Source organism: Micromonospora sp. CA-244673, assembly GCF_050948395.1.
Classification (GTDB): Bacteria; Actinomycetota; Actinomycetes; order Mycobacteriales; family Micromonosporaceae; genus Micromonospora.
In genome coordinates, this window is the sequence record NZ_CP192019.1 from 5,630,659 (window position 1) to 5,644,112 (window position 13,454).

Genomic DNA, 13,454 nt, shown 5'->3' on the forward strand with positions numbered 1-13,454 from the left:
GCTCGGTCAGCCGACGGCGGCCAGGTCGGTCAGCCGGGCCAGCGAGTCCTCCAGATCGGCGCCCACCCTGCGCAGGCCGAGCCGGAGCAGGGCGGCCTTGACCGGCCCGGCGGGCCACCGCACGACGATGAGCCGCACGACCGTCCCGCCCTCCTCCTCGTCGGGGGTGAGCTGTACGTAGATCTCGGTGCGCGCCTCGGCCCGGGCGCCGGCGCCCCTGGCCCGTTCGCGCCACCCGATCAGGGTCGGCTCCTGGTAGGCGATCACCTCGGCCTCGTGCGCGGCGCCGCGCCCGGCCTGGACCAGTTGTCGCCGACCGAACCCCTCCCCCGACAGGACCTCGGCCGCGCGGACCCCCGCCAGCCAGGCCGGCAACTGCTCGGCCCGCTGCACGACGTCCCAGACCGCTTCCACCGGCGCCACCACGTGCGCACTGCGCTCCACGAGGATCATGTCTATCTTTCCCCCACTTAAAACACATCCGCGATATTCGGCACTCTATGTGTAAATCGGACTTAAGCGGACGGGTTCGGAAAAGACACGCCGAAAGCCCTTGCCCTGACAGCCTTTGCGGGCCTATGGCGCGACGACCGCCCGAGCCCTAGAGTCGCGAGCACGCTTCGCGTTTCTGGGAGGGCGAATGACGAGCGCGCCGATGCCCGAGTTCCCCGCCGGCTTCCGGTGGGGGGTGTCCACGTCCGCGTACCAGATCGAGGGGGCGGTCACCGCCGGCGGCCGCGGGCCGTCCATCTGGGACACCTTCGCCCACTCCCCCGGCCGGATCGTCGACGGCAGCACGGGCGACGAGGCGTGCGACCACTACCACCGGTACGCCGAGGACGTCGGGCTGCTGGCCGGGCTGGGGGTGTCGGCGTACCGGTTCTCCATCGCCTGGCCCCGCGTGCAGCCCACCGGCGCCGGCCCGGCCAACGCGGCCGGGCTGGACTTCTACGACGGGCTGGTGGACGCCCTGCTCGCCGCCGGCGTGGACCCGGTCGCCACCCTCTTCCACTGGGACCTGCCGCAGGCCCTGGAGGACGCCGGCGGCTGGCTGAACCGGGACACCGCCCACCGCTTCGCGGAGTACGCCGACCTGGTCGCCGCCCGCCTCGGCGACCGGGTGAAGCTCTGGATCACCCTGAACGAGCCGTTCGTCCACATGAGCCTCGGGCACGGCACGGGCGCGCACGCCCCCGGCCGGCTGCTGCTCTTCGACGCCTTCCCGGTGGCCCACCACCAGCTCCTCGGGCACGGCCTCGCGGTCGCCGCGCTGCGCGCCCGCAGCACCAGCCCGGTGGCCATCGCCAACAACTACTCCCCGGTGCGGCTGGCCGGGGAGACCGACGCCGACCGGGCGGCCGGGGCGGCGTACGACGCGCTGCACAACCGGCTCTTCACCGACCCGCTGCTCGGCCGCGGCTACCCCGAGGAGCCGGGCCTCGACCCGGCCGTGGTCCGCGCCGGGGACCTCGACGTGATCGCCGCGCCCATCGACGTGCTCGGGGTGAACTACTACAACCCGACCGGCATCCGCGCCCCCGCCGACGCGGACTCGCCGCTGCCGTTCGAGATGGTGCCGCTGGACGGCTACCCGCGTACCGCCTTCGACTGGCCGGTGGCCCCGGACGGGCTGCGCGAGCTGCTCCTCCAGCTCCACCACCGCTACGGCGAGGCGCTGCCGCCGATCCAGGTCACCGAGAGCGGCTGCGCGTACGACGACGTGCCGGACGCCGACGGCCGGGTGGCCGACCCGGACCGGATCGCGTACCTGGACGGGCACCTGCGGGCGGTGCACGAGGCGATGGCCGCCGGGGTGCCGGTGACCGGGTACTTCGTCTGGTCGCTGCTGGACAACTGGGAGTGGGCCGAGGGCTTCACCAAGCGGTTCGGCCTGGTGCACGTCGACTACGCGACCCAGCGGCGCACCCCGAAGTCGTCGTACGCCTGGTTCCGGGACCTGGTCCGTCGATGACCACCGTCAACCCGACGCCGGCCTCGCTGCCGGCGGCGCTCGCCGAGCCGACGGTGCCGGTGCGGCGGAGCTGGATCGCGCTGATCTTCGCGGCCAACCTGGGCGTCTGGATGGCCTTCTTCACCCCGATCCAGGTGCTGCTGCCGCAGCAGGTGGAGCGGATCGCGCCGGGCGACAAGGAAGCCATGCTGGCGGTGGTCACCGGCCTCGGCGCGCTCGCCGCCGTGCTGGCGAACCCGCTCGCCGGGGCGCTGTCCGACCGGACCTCGCTGCGGCTGGCGAACCGGCATTTCGGCCGCCGGCACGTCTGGACCGCCACGGGCGCGGTGGTCGGCGCGCTCTTCCTGGTGGTGCTGGCCCGGCAGGACAGCATCGCCGGGGTGGCGGTCGCCTGGGTGGCCGCCCAGGTCTGCTTCAACGCCATGCTGGCCAGCCTCACCGCCGCCATCCCGGACCGGGTGCCGGTGGCGCAGCGCGGCGGCGTCTCCGGCTGGGTGGGCATCCCGCAGGCGCTCGGCCTGGTGCTCGGCGCGGTGCTGGTCACCGCCGTGGTCACCGGCAACGCCGCCGGGTACGCCGCCATCGCGCTCGCGGTGCTGCTGCTGTCCCTGCCGTTCGCGCTGCTCACCCAGGACGACCCGCTGCCCCGGGAACACCGGTCGCCGCTGCGGGCGCGCACGCTGCTCGCCTCGATGTGGATCAGCCCGCGCCGGCACCCCGACTTCGCCTGGGCCTGGTTCACCCGGTTCCTGGTGCAGACCGGCAACGCGCTGGGCACGCTCTACCTGCTCTACTTCCTCACCGACGGGGTGCGGGTGGCCGACCCCGAGGGCAGCCTGCTGGTGCTGATCCTGCTCTACACGCTCGGCATGATGCTCACCGCCGTGGTGGCCGGGCGGCTCTCCGACCGCTCGGGCCGGCGCAAGGTCTTCGTGATCGTCTCCGGGCTGATCATGGCCGTGGCGGCCACGCTGCTCGCGGTGGCCCCGACCTGGCCCATGGCGATCGTCGCGGCGCTGCTGCTCGGCGCCGGCTACGGGGTCTACCTCGCGGTCGACGCCGCGCTGATCACCCAGGTGCTCCCGGCCGCCACCGACCGGGCCAAGGACCTCGGCGTGATCAACATCGCCAACTCGGCGCCGCAGGTGCTCGGCCCGGCGCTCTCCGCCCCGATCGTGGTCCACCTGGGCGGCTATCCCACCCTGTACGCGGTGACGGCGGCGGTCACCCTGGTCGGCAGCGTCCTCGTCCTGAAGATCAGGGCGGTGCCCTGAACCGGCCCCCTGCCGGAATGCGGTCGCGGCCCGCCGTAGGCTGGGGGACGTGACGGTACGTGTACGCTTCGCCCCCTCCCCGACCGGAATGTTCCACGTCGGCGGCGCCCGCTCGGCCCTGCAGAACTGGATCTACGCCAAGCAGCAGGGCGGGGTGTTCGTGCTCCGCATCGAGGACACCGACGCGGCCCGCAACAAGCCCGAGTGGACCGAGGGCATCCTCTCCGCGCTCGACTGGATCGGCATCGCGCGCGGCAGCTACGAGGGCCCCTACTTCCAGTCCTCGTACGCGGGTGAGCACCGGGCCGCCGCGCAGCGGCTCTACGAGGGCGGCCGGGCGTACTACTGCGACTGCACCCGCGAGGACGTGCAGGCGCGCACCGGCTCGCAGTACCAGGGCTACGACGGCTTCCACCGCGACAAGGGCCTCGGCCCCGGCGAGGGCCGGGCGCTGCGGTTCCGCACCCCGGACGAGGGCGAGACCGTGGTGGTCGACCTGATCCGCGGCGAGCCGACCTTCGAGAACAAGCTGATCGAGGACTTCGTCATCGCCCGCGGCGACGGCTCGCCGGTGTTCCTGCTGGCCAACGTCGTCGACGACATGACCATGGGGATCACCCACGTGATCCGGGCCGAGGAGCACCTGCCCAACACGCCCAAGCAGCAGCTGCTCTGGGACGCGCTCGGGGTCAAGCCGCCGATCTGGGCGCACGTGCCCGTGGTGGTCAACGAGAAGCGGCAGAAGCTGTCCAAGCGGCGCGACAAGGTCGCGCTGGAGGCGTACCGGGACGAGGGCTACCTCGCCGAGGCGATGCGCAACTACCTCATGCTGCTCGGCTGGGCGCCCTCCGGCGACCGGGAGATCGTGCCCTGGTCCGTCATCGAGGAGGAGTTCCGGCTGGAGGAGGTGAACCCCTCCCCGGCGTTCTTCGACGAGAAGAAGCTGCGCGCGTTCAACGGGGACTACATCCGGGCGCTGCCGGTCGAGGATTTCGTCACCGCCTGCCAGCCGTGGCTGACCGGCACCGACACGATCGCCCCGCCGCCGTGGCAGCCGGCCGAGTTCGACCCGGCCGCGTTCGCGGCGGTGGCCCCGCTGGCGCAGACCCGGATCGCGGTGCTCAGCGAGATCGTGCCGAACGTCGACTTCCTCTTCCTGGCCGACCCGCTGATCGACGAGGCGGCCTGGGCCAAGGCCATGAAGGAGGGCGCGGCCGACCTGCTGGACGCGGCGATCGCCGCGTTCGAGGGGCTGGAGTCCTGGGACGCCGAGTCGCTCAAGTCCACCCTGGAGGCGGTCGGCGCGGAGCGCGGCCTGAAGCTGGGCAAGGCGCAGGCGCCGGTCCGGGTGGCGGTCACCGGCCGCACCGTCGGCCTGCCGCTGTTCGAGTCGCTGGAGGTGCTCGGCCGCGAGCGCACGCTGACCCGGCTGCGGGCCGCCCGGGTACGCCTGTTCTGACCGGATCGACAGGCGCCCGCCGTCGCTCCTCGCACCCCGGATTCACCGGACGTCGCGGGTGCCGCCGCCGAGACCCGGTGGCGCACCCGGGCGCGGCGGTACGTCGCCCAGCAGCGTCTCACCCAGATCGGTGAGGCGGTGCAGCACGAGGTTGCCGTGCCGCTGGCTGCTGATGAGCCCGGCCTCGCGCAGGATGGTGGTGTGGTGGCTGGTGGTGGCCGGCGAGATGCCGGCGCGCCGGGCCAGTTCGCCGGTGGTGGCGCCCCGGACGGTGGCCCGCAGGACGGCCAGGCGCGTGTGGCCGAGCAGCGGGCCGAGGCGGCGTTCCGGGTCGGCCGGTGACGCCGGCCCGGTCGTCGGGTCCGGTCGCTGCCGGCGGGCCGGGTAGACCAGGGCCGGGGGCAGCTCGGGGTCGGCCAGCGCGATCGGCGCATGCCAGCAGAAGTACGACGGGATCAGCGCGATCCCCCGACCGTCGAGGTGCATGTCCCGGTCCTCCGGGTAGCCGTTCACGGACAGCACCGGCGGGTCCCAGCGCACGTCCGGACCCAGGTCGTCGAGGATCTGCCCGGCGCCGGTATCGAGTACCCGGGCCCCGCGCAGAGCCCGGTCGCCGGAGACGGCGGCGCCGATCTGCGGCAGGTACGGGGCGACCGCGACCCGGAAGTAGGCACGCAGCACGTCGCCGAGGCCGTGCAGGGCGGCGACCCGGCCGGCGGCCAGGTCCCCCAGCCAGGCGCCGTTGGCCGGAGCCGCCATCCGCCCCAGTTCGGTGCGGATCCGCCGGCTCGGGGTGCCGAGCACCCGGTCGATTCCCTCGTCGAGGTCGGCGACCGGGCCGGGCGTCAGGAAGTCCGGGAAGTACCGCTTGAGCGGCGCGACAGGCAGCAGCCGTTCGCGGACCACCGGGACGAGGCCGGCCCGTTGCAGGTCCCGGCGCACCTGCCGGTACCAGCCCGCGTATCCGGCGTAGCCGGCACGGGTCTGCAGGCGGTGCAGACTGCAGACGATCTCCCACAGTGGATCCGGCTGGACCGCCAGCCGGGTACGGCTGAGGTCCGCGGCCGTGAAGTGGATCCGCAGAGTCCGCATGGCGCACAGTGTTCCGAGATCGACCGCCGCGCTCAGTCTCGTCTGCGACATTGACATACATCGACATCTTCACCGGTCTGGAACACCGGCGTGCGACGGCCGGACGGGGCGGCAGCCAGACAGCTGCCGCCCCGCGGGGCACGACGGTTCAGCCGACGCTGCAGCTCGACCGCCACCGGTGGGAGGCGATGTTGTCGTTGGTGTTCTGCATGTAGCCGTCGCGGTTGGAGCCCCAGGTGAACCAGGCTCCGGTGAGGTCGTCCCAGGCGTCGCCGGCACCCAGGCAGGCGTACGCGCCGGTGTAGTCGGGGTGGATGTAGAGGGCGACCGGCCGGCCGCTGTTCGAGTCGTTCCACGCCGAGGACGCCAGGTTGCGCATGCTGGCCCGGTTGTTGTTGTCGCAGTTGGCGTTCTCGGCGACGTTGATGGTGTCCCAGTTGGTGTCGGCGTTGTACCACCAGCACCACCGGCCCGACCAGTAGGCGTCCTGGCTGACGTACAGGTAGCCGCTGCCGGCCGCCACGCGGTGCGGGTCGGCGTGCGGCGCCGGCCTGGGCGCGGCCTGCGCCGCGGCGGCGGTGACGGCCAGCGCGGCCAGCACCGCGACCAGGGTGGCCAGCAGGGCCCGTACTGCTCTCATGGTGTTTCCTCCCGTTGGGGTTTCTGCCGCGGCGGGTCCGCCACGGACGTCGTGGGGGTGTCAGCCGCCGGCCAGCACGGCACGGGCACGCGGCAGCGCGGTGCCTTCGAGGCGGAGCCGGTCGGCCACCTCGGTGGGGAACTGCCGTTCGACGGCGCGCCGGTGCTCGGCGTCGAGCCGCCGGGCGAGGCCGCCGAGTCCCGTCTCCGCGGCGCACGTCGCCTCGGCCACGGCCAGCCGGACCTCGCCGGCCGGGACGGTGTCGGACGCCGGTTCGGGCACCGACGCGCGGGCGGCGGCCGGGTCGGCGTACTCGTGCCCGGCAGCGCGCATGCAACGCCGCCACGCCGTCACGCCGGCGGCGTAGCGGGGGTCGGCGAGCACCCGGCCGACGCGCAGCCCGGCGAGGTTGTCGGTGGTCCTGGCGGCGCGGTACCAGGCGGGCAGGTCGCCGTAGAGGTGGCGTTCCGCCTCCGAGGTGCAGCTGCGGCTGCTGCGGCGCAGCACGCCGCCCGCCGGCAACGTCGCGCGCAGGGCGTCCGGCTCGCCGGGGTCGCCGTTGACGGCGCGTACGGCGGCCGCGCCGCGCTCCGGCGGCAGCTCCCGGGCGTACCGGGCGTTCGGGTCGGCCGCCATCGCCGCCTGGAACCGGCGTTCCAGCACCCCGCCGTAGCCGTAGCGGCGGGCGTAGGACACGTCGTCGAGGACGTACGGGAACTCGCGCAGCTCCGGCACCGGGCGCCAGGGCACCGGCCAGTAGCGGAACCCGCGGCGCCGCATGCAGTCACGGATCAGCAGCTGCGTCGCGGTGTGCCGCACCTCCGCCGCCGGGGCGGACCCGGCCGGCGCGGCTGAGGCGGGCGCGGTCGCCGCCGGTTGCGGCCCGGCCGCGCCATGGTCGCCGGGCGGCGGTGTCGTGTCGCGGCCGGCGCCCAGCGCTCCGCCGACCGTCACCGCGAGGACCGCCGGGACCGCGACGGCGTACCACCAGGACCGGGACCGGCGCGACCCACCCGTCATGACACCCACCTCGGCCGTCCGGGGCGCCGGATGCGCCCGTCAGGACACAGCCTCGGTATCGGGCGCGCGCCGGGACAGGGGACTTCGATCAGGCTCGAACGACCGGCGGACCCGTCCCGTACGCGGGGTCAGCCGCGGGCGGACCGGCGGCGCAGGAGCAGGCCGCCGCCCAGCGCGACCAGCGCCACGGCGACCCCGACCGCCCACAGCCAGCCCGTACCCCCGTCGGAGTCGACCTCGCCGGCGGCGGGCGTGGGACTCACCGCGGAGGTCGCCGGGGTGCTCGGGGCGGCGGTGGTCGGGGCGGCGGTGGTCGGGGTGGCGGTCGCCGACGGCGGCGCGGCGGCCGTGCCGGTGGTCAGGGTGAAGCGGATCTCCCCGCTGATCGGGTGGCCGTCGGCCGAGCCGACCCGGTAGGCCACGATGTAGAGGCCGGCCGCACCCGGGGTGAACGGCACGCTCACCCGGTTGCCGGCGAAGGTCGGCGCGCCACCGGCGGCCGGCACGTTGTCCGGCCCGGTGATGGTGATCTTCGTCGTGGCGGGCGCCGGAGAGGCGAGGAACTTCAGCTCGACCCGCTTCGGCGCGGTGGCCACCCGCGCCCCGTTCTTCGGATCGCTGCCGGTCAGCGAGTTGTGCGCGGCCGCCGGCGCGGCCGGCAGCAGCAGCGACACCCCGGCCACCACCCCGAGCACCACCGACCAGCCCCGCGCCACACGAATGACCCTGCCCCCCATGAACTCCTCCATCCGGGTACGATCCGGCCGCTGATCATCGGCCGCTCTGTTGGTCGGTCGCAGATCGCAGATAGTTCCAAATACTCTTCCAGCGAGTGCAACCCAGCGCCGTTCTGCGGAGTCTTTGAGGTGGACGCCGGTCCGCGCCCGGCGCCCACCCCTCGGCCGATCCAGCGCGACCTGCAGCGGAAGCCACCCATCGAACGGGGCGAGGAGGCGGCGATGGTCAGGAAGGTGAGGCGGCTGCTGGCGGCCGTGGCCGGGATGGTGGTGGCGGGCGCCTGCTCGCTGGCCCTCCTCGGCGCGGCACCGGCGCAGGCGGCGCCCAAACCCAAGCTCGCACCGGCCGGAGTGGACATCACCGGCCACCGGCTCGACCAGCCGCTGCGACTGCGCGCCGACACCCGGCCCGCCGAGGTGAACATGGTCGTCGACCAGGTCAAGTGGCTGGGCGCCAGCGGCCAGCAGCGGGGCCCGGCGGCCAAGGACCTCGGTCCGAAGTACACGATCGTGCTGTTCGTCGCGGGCACGGCCTCGAAGACCTACGACCTCTACCCGCTCGCCAAGGGCGGCCCGCGCGTCTACCGGCCGGCCAAGCAGCCCGACCTGAGCAAGACCCGGGCCGGCTGGTTCTTCGGCCGGCTCAACATGTCCGAGACGCTGCGCACCGCGGGGGTGCCGCTGGAGCGGCAGTTCGACACGCTCAGCGGCGGCATCGGCGGCGGCGAGCGGGTCATCCCGGAGGAGGCCCTCGACCCGGTGCAGGACATCGACGCCGCGCTCGGCGAGCTCCAGCGGCTGCTGCTGCTCAACGTCGGGGTGATGGTGGTCATCACCGCCGGGCTGGCCGGCATCGCGCTGCTGGTGCGCCGCCGCACCCGCTGAGCCGCGGGGGCTCAGACCTCCAGCACGACCTTGCCCCGGACGTGTCCCGCCGCCACCAGGCGCTGCGCCTCGGCCGCCTCGGCCAGCGGGAACGTCCGGGCCACGTGCACGGCGAGCCGGCCGGCGTCGACGAGCCCGGCCAGCACGCTCAGGTCGGCCGTGGACGGCTTCACGAAGACGTAGCTGCCGCCGAGCCGGGTGACGTGCTCCGGGTCGGCCGTGGAGATCAGCCGCGCCGGCCGGGCCAGCAGCTCGGCGGAGACGTCCAGCGCGTCGCCGCCGAACAGGTCCAGCGCCACGTCCACCCCGTCGGGCGCGACCGCGCGGACCCGGTCCAGCAGGCCGTCGCCGTAGCTGACCGGCTCGGCGCCCAGCGACCGGACGAAGTCGTGGTTGGCCTCGCTCGCCGTGCCGATCACCCGGCCGGCGCCGAGCGCCCGGGCCAGCTGCACCGCCAGGTGCCCCACCCCGCCGGACGCGCCGTGCACCAGCACGGTGTCACCTCCGCCGGTGCGGGCCAGCTGCAACGCCTGGTAGGCGGTGAGGCCGGCCAGCGGCAGCCCGCCCGCCTCGGCCCAGGACGCCTGCACCGGCTTGTCGGCCAGGCACCGCTCCGGGGCCGGCACCAGCTCCGCGTACGTGCCGTGCTGCACGTCGTCGCGCCGGACGTAGCCGATCACCTCGTCACCGACGGTGAACCCGGCCACCGCGGGCCCGACCGCCTCGACCACCCCGGCGGCGTCCCAGCCGGGGACCAGCGGGAAGTGGCTCGGCATCGCGCCGGCCAGGTGCCCCTCCCGGATCTTCCCGTCGACCGGATTCACCCCGGCGGACCGCACCCGGACCAGGACCGTGTCCGGCCCCACCGGCGGTGTGGGCAACTCGCGCAGGGTGAGCCGGTCGACCGGGCCGTACGCGTCGATCGCGATCGCCTTCACCCCGCCCACGCTAGCCGCCGGACGGCGGCCGCGGGGTCAGCACCAGCGGCGCGGGGGCCGCTCCCGGCGGACCGCCCGGCTGCGCGGCCGGACCGCGCCGTGCCGGTGCGCGCCCGCCCAACCGGGCAGGTCACTGCGGCAGCCCTGAGCCGGCTCCGCCTCTCCCCCGGCCGGGGGCGCCGGCTCGGCGGCCCGCTGGCGGGGCACCGGCGGCTCGTCGTCGGCCCGCTCGGGCGCCCAGCCGGTGGCCGGCTCCGGATGGGTCAGGCCCGTCCGGCGCGGGTGCTTGGCGGGCGCCGGCTGGTCGTGGTGGCCCGGCCGGCAGGGCTCACCCTGGGCGCAGCCGTGCTCGGCCTCCCCGTGCGCCATCCCGGTCTCCTCACGTTCGCCTTCGCCCGTCGGGCGGTAATCACCCCGACGTGCCCTGACACCGTACTGGCCGGGCCCGACGGGCTGTTCAGCGCGTACCCGCGGAGATCGTCGGCGGACCGGAACGGGTCAGAGGCGGCGGGCGGCGTCCAGGTCGGCGCGCGTGAGCAGGGCGCGCAGCGCGATGCCGTGCCCGGCGAGCGCCTCCGTGCCGCCCTCGCCCCGGTCGATCACGCAGAGCGCGTGGTCGACGGTGGCGCCCAGCTCGCGGAGCTGGCCGGTGGAGATCACCACCTGGCCGCCCGAGGTCACCACGTCCTCGACCACCAGCACCCGCCGCCCGGCGACGTCCGCGCCCTCCGCCAGCCGGGCGGTCCCGTACGCCTTGGCGGTCTTGCGGACGAACGCGCAGGGCAGCCCGACGTGCCGGGCCAGCGCGGTGATCACCGGGATGCCGCCCATTTCCAGGCCGGCCAGCACCTCGGTGCCGGGCGGGACGAGCCCGGCCAGGCCGGCGGCGACCCGGTCGAGCAGCACCGGGTCGGCCTCGAACCGGTACTTGTCGAAGTACTCGTCGGCGGTGCGGCCGGAACGGAGCACGAACCGGCCGGTGAGCCGGCAGGTGGCGTCGATGTCGCGGGCGAGGTCGGCGAGGGCGCGCGGGGTGTCGGTCACGGGAGATGATTGTCACCGCCGGCCGCCAGCGCCCGGCCGGCGGGCGGGCCTCGGAGTGCAGGTGCTGGTCAGGGCGTGTCAGGCTGGTGCCGTGAGCGAACCGGGCGGGACCGAACTGTCGGCGACGCTGCGCCGCATCGAGCGGGCGGCGGGCGCGCTGTCGACCGCCAGCGTGGCGCGGATGGACGAGACGCTGCCCTGGTTCCGGGAGCTGCCGGCCGACCAGCGCTCCTGGGTCATGCTGGTCGCCCAGGCGGGCGTCCGGTCGCTGGTGCAGTGGCTGCACCAGGGCGGCGGCGCGACCGACAGCACCCAGGAGGTGTCGGACGAGGTCTTCGCCGCCGCGCCGCAGGCCCTCGCCCGCTCGATCACCCTCCAGCAGACCGTGGCGCTGATCAAGGTGACCATCGAGGTGGTCGAGGAACAGGTGTCGCACCTCGCCGTGAAGGGCGAGGAACAGCTGCTGCGGGAGGCGGTGCTGCGCTTCTCCCGGGAGATCGCCTTCGCCGCCGCCCGGGTCTACGCCCGCGCCGCCGAGACCCGCGGCTCCTGGGACGCCCGGCTGCAGGCGTTGCTGGTGGACGCGCTGCTGCGCGGCGACTCCCCCGACGTGCTGGCCAGCCGGGCGGCCGCGCTGGGCTGGTCCGACGCGCCGCCGGTGGCGGTGGCGGTGGGCCGCTCCCCCGGCGGTGAGGTGGCCGCCGTGCTGCACACCGTCTACCGGCAGGCCCGCCGGATCGGGGTCGAGGTGATCGGCGGTGTGCACGGCGACCGGCTGGTCATCGTGCTGGGCGGCGCGGCCGACCCGGTGGCGGCCACGGAGAAGCTGCTTACCGCCTTCGGGGAGGGCCCCGTGGTGGTCGGGCCGGCCGTGCCCAGCCTGGACGAGGCGACCGACTCGGCGCGCGCCGCGCTGGCCGGCTTCCGGGCCGCGCCGGCCTGGCCGACCGCGCCCCGCCCGGTCTCCGCCGCCGACCTGCTGCCCGAGCGGGCCCTGGCCGGCGACGCCGAGGCCCGCCGCCGGCTGCGTCACGACGTGTACGCCCCGCTCGCCCGCGCGGGCGGCGAGCTGCTGGAGACGCTGGACGCCTTCTTCGCGGCCGGCGGCACGCTGGAGAGCGCCGCCCGGGCCCTCTTTGTGCACCCCAACACGGTCCGGTACCGGCTCAAGCGGGTCGCCGAGGTGGCCGGCTTCTCGCCGCTCACGCCGCGCGACGCCTTCACCCTGCAGGTGGCCCTGACGGTCGGCCGGCTGGACCCGGTGGTACCGGGTGTCGCACCGGTCCCGAGCCAGACAATGAGCCCAGGAGCCGGCAAAACGCCACAGACCGGTGATGATCGGCGCCGATCTTTGTAGGTATCCTCCAAACCTTCTAGTGCGGTTTGGTGCCGTGCGTTACAGCGCGACCCGCGAGTATCCGTCAGAGTCGTAGACGTGCTCGCCGTACTCTCACCCGGACAGGGTTCGCAGAAGCCCGGTTTCCTGACCCCCTGGCTCGACCTGCCCGACGCGGCGGCGCGCCTGCGCTGGTGGTCGGCGCTGGCCGGGGTCGACCTGCTCCACCTGGGCACCCGGGCGGACGCGGACGAGATCAAGGACACCGCCCGCACCCAGCCGCTGCTGGTCGCCGCCGCGCTGCTCGCCGCCGAGCACCTGCCGATGCGCGACGTCGGCCTGGTCGCCGGCCACAGCGTCGGCGAGCTTGGCGCCGCAGCCCTGGCCGGGGTGCTGCCCGCCGAGGCGGCCGTGACCCTGGCCGGCGTACGCGGCCGGGAGATGGCCGCCGCCTGCGCGCTGGAGCCGACCGGGATGGCCGCCGTGCTGGGCGGCGACCCCGACGAGGTGCTCGCCGCCCTGGACGCGCACGGACTGCACCCGGCCAACCGCAACGGCGCCGGCCAGATCGTCGCCGCCGGCGCGGTGGCCGGGCTGGAGAAGCTCGCCGCCGAACCGCCCACCCGCGCCCGGGTCATCATGCTCAAGGTGGCCGGCGCCTTCCACACCCCGTACATGGCCCCGGCCGAGGCCGCGCTGGCCGAGGTGGCCGCCGGCATCACCCCCGCCGACCCGGCCCGCACCCTGCTCTCCAACCTGGACGGCGCCCCGGTCGCGCACGGCCGGGAGATGGTGCAGCGGCTGGTCCGCCAGGTGACCGCCCCGGTCCGCTGGGACCTGTGCATGCGCACGCTGGCCGACCTCGGCGTCACCGGCGTCATCGAGCTGCCGCCGGCCGGGACCCTGGCGGGCCTCGTGAAGCGGGAGCTCAAGGGCGAGGGGGCGCCCGAGATCGTCACCCTCAACACCTCCGACGACCTGCCCGCCGCGCGGGACCTGATCGCCCGGCACAGCGCATGAGCCCGGAAAACGAGCCGATCCTGCGGGTCCCGCAGTC

At 74.9% G+C, this 13,454-nt stretch carries 14 protein-coding genes; 6 read left to right on the forward strand and 8 right to left on the reverse strand.

Features of this window, described 5'->3' with window-relative positions:
- Window positions 1-6: 6 nt before the first annotated feature.
- Complete coding sequence (locus ACQP12_RS25710) at window positions 7-453, reverse strand: SRPBCC family protein (RefSeq protein ID WP_091319671.1); 447 nt, start codon at window positions 451-453, stop codon at window positions 7-9.
- A gap of 187 nt (window positions 454-640) precedes the next feature.
- On the opposite strand from ACQP12_RS25710, the gene ACQP12_RS25715 reads away from it, so the two are divergent.
- The 3 genes from ACQP12_RS25715 (at window position 641) to gltX (ending at window position 4,705) form a co-directional block, all read left to right on the forward strand.
- A complete protein-coding gene (locus ACQP12_RS25715; protein ID WP_433282665.1) occupies window positions 641-1,972 on the forward strand; it encodes a GH1 family beta-glucosidase in 1,332 nt (443 codons plus the stop codon).
- Window positions 1,969-3,246: an MFS transporter gene (locus ACQP12_RS25720; protein WP_357939464.1), complete on the forward strand. Its 1,278-nt coding sequence runs from the start codon at window positions 1,969-1,971 to the stop codon at window positions 3,244-3,246. Before ACQP12_RS25715 ends, ACQP12_RS25720 begins: the two co-directional genes overlap by 4 nt.
- A gap of 88 nt (window positions 3,247-3,334) precedes the next feature.
- Entirely contained in the window at window positions 3,335-4,705 is a 1,371-nt protein-coding gene (gene gltX, locus ACQP12_RS25725; RefSeq protein WP_433289453.1) for a glutamate--tRNA ligase, read from the forward strand.
- A 42-nt stretch (window positions 4,706-4,747) separates the two neighbouring features.
- Here gltX and ACQP12_RS25730 read toward each other — a convergent pair whose 3' ends face one another.
- From ACQP12_RS25730 to ACQP12_RS25745, 4 genes are all read right to left on the reverse strand, one after another.
- Window positions 4,748-5,797, reverse strand: coding sequence for an ArsR/SmtB family transcription factor (locus tag ACQP12_RS25730; protein ID WP_433282667.1), 1,050 nt, complete (start codon window positions 5,795-5,797; stop codon window positions 4,748-4,750).
- A gap of 148 nt (window positions 5,798-5,945) precedes the next feature.
- Window positions 5,946-6,437 carry a hypothetical protein gene (locus ACQP12_RS25735; RefSeq protein WP_357939458.1) on the reverse strand — a complete coding sequence of 164 codons (492 nt, stop codon included), beginning with the start codon at window positions 6,435-6,437 and terminating at the stop codon, window positions 5,946-5,948.
- A 60-nt stretch (window positions 6,438-6,497) separates the two neighbouring features.
- Window positions 6,498-7,457, reverse strand: a complete 960-nt coding sequence (locus ACQP12_RS25740; protein WP_433282669.1) for a hypothetical protein — start codon at window positions 7,455-7,457, stop codon at window positions 6,498-6,500.
- A gap of 128 nt (window positions 7,458-7,585) precedes the next feature.
- Entirely contained in the window at window positions 7,586-8,194 is a 609-nt protein-coding gene (locus ACQP12_RS25745; protein WP_433282671.1) for a copper resistance CopC family protein, read from the reverse strand.
- Between the two features lie 222 nt (window positions 8,195-8,416).
- Between ACQP12_RS25745 and ACQP12_RS25750 the strand changes: the two genes are divergently transcribed.
- Window positions 8,417-9,079: a hypothetical protein gene (locus ACQP12_RS25750; RefSeq protein WP_357939452.1), complete on the forward strand. Its 663-nt coding sequence runs from the start codon at window positions 8,417-8,419 to the stop codon at window positions 9,077-9,079.
- 11 nt (window positions 9,080-9,090) lie between these two features.
- Here ACQP12_RS25750 and ACQP12_RS25755 read toward each other — a convergent pair whose 3' ends face one another.
- The 3 genes from ACQP12_RS25755 to ACQP12_RS25765 all read right to left on the reverse strand — a co-directional run bounded on the left by ACQP12_RS25755 (window position 9,091) and on the right by ACQP12_RS25765 (window position 11,061).
- Window positions 9,091-10,017, reverse strand: coding sequence for an NADP-dependent oxidoreductase (locus ACQP12_RS25755; protein ID WP_357939450.1), 927 nt, complete (start codon window positions 10,015-10,017; stop codon window positions 9,091-9,093).
- 36 nt (window positions 10,018-10,053) lie between these two features.
- On the reverse strand, window positions 10,054-10,386 hold the full coding sequence (locus ACQP12_RS25760; RefSeq protein WP_433282673.1) for a hypothetical protein: 333 nt from the start codon (window positions 10,384-10,386) through the stop codon (window positions 10,054-10,056).
- 129 nt (window positions 10,387-10,515) lie between these two features.
- The gene (locus ACQP12_RS25765; protein WP_433282675.1) at window positions 10,516-11,061 is read right to left on the reverse strand and encodes an orotate phosphoribosyltransferase; all 546 of its coding nucleotides are present in this window, start codon (window positions 11,059-11,061) and stop codon (window positions 10,516-10,518) included.
- Window positions 11,062-11,152: 91 nt separating this feature from the next.
- On the opposite strand from ACQP12_RS25765, the gene ACQP12_RS25770 reads away from it, so the two are divergent.
- On the forward strand, window positions 11,153-12,418 hold the full coding sequence (locus tag ACQP12_RS25770; protein WP_313718871.1) for a PucR family transcriptional regulator: 1,266 nt from the start codon (window positions 11,153-11,155) through the stop codon (window positions 12,416-12,418).
- Between the two features lie 78 nt (window positions 12,419-12,496).
- Window positions 12,497-13,417: an ACP S-malonyltransferase gene (locus ACQP12_RS25775; protein WP_433282677.1), complete on the forward strand. Its 921-nt coding sequence runs from the start codon at window positions 12,497-12,499 to the stop codon at window positions 13,415-13,417.
- The last annotated feature ends 37 nt before the right edge of the window (window positions 13,418-13,454 follow it).

Bases quoted from the DNA above. Each gene is read 5' to 3' on its own strand.
- ACQP12_RS25710 (WP_091319671.1), bottom strand. From the start codon at position 453: ATGATCCTCGTGGAGCGCAGTGCGCACGTGGTGGCGCCGGTGGAAGCG.
- ACQP12_RS25715 (WP_433282665.1), top strand. From the start codon at position 641: ATGACGAGCGCGCCGATGCCCGAGTTCCCCGCCGGCTTCCGGTGGGGG.
- ACQP12_RS25720 (WP_357939464.1), top strand. From the start codon at position 1,969: ATGACCACCGTCAACCCGACGCCGGCCTCGCTGCCGGCGGCGCTCGCC.
- gltX (WP_433289453.1), top strand. From the start codon at position 3,335: ATGTTCCACGTCGGCGGCGCCCGCTCGGCCCTGCAGAACTGGATCTAC.
- ACQP12_RS25730 (WP_433282667.1), bottom strand. From the start codon at position 5,797: ATGCGGACTCTGCGGATCCACTTCACGGCCGCGGACCTCAGCCGTACC.
- ACQP12_RS25735 (WP_357939458.1), bottom strand. From the start codon at position 6,437: ATGAGAGCAGTACGGGCCCTGCTGGCCACCCTGGTCGCGGTGCTGGCC.
- ACQP12_RS25740 (WP_433282669.1), bottom strand. From the start codon at position 7,457: ATGACGGGTGGGTCGCGCCGGTCCCGGTCCTGGTGGTACGCCGTCGCG.
- ACQP12_RS25745 (WP_433282671.1), bottom strand. From the start codon at position 8,194: ATGGGGGGCAGGGTCATTCGTGTGGCGCGGGGCTGGTCGGTGGTGCTC.
- ACQP12_RS25750 (WP_357939452.1), top strand. From the start codon at position 8,417: ATGGTCAGGAAGGTGAGGCGGCTGCTGGCGGCCGTGGCCGGGATGGTG.
- ACQP12_RS25760 (WP_433282673.1), bottom strand. From the start codon at position 10,386: ATGGCGCACGGGGAGGCCGAGCACGGCTGCGCCCAGGGTGAGCCCTGC.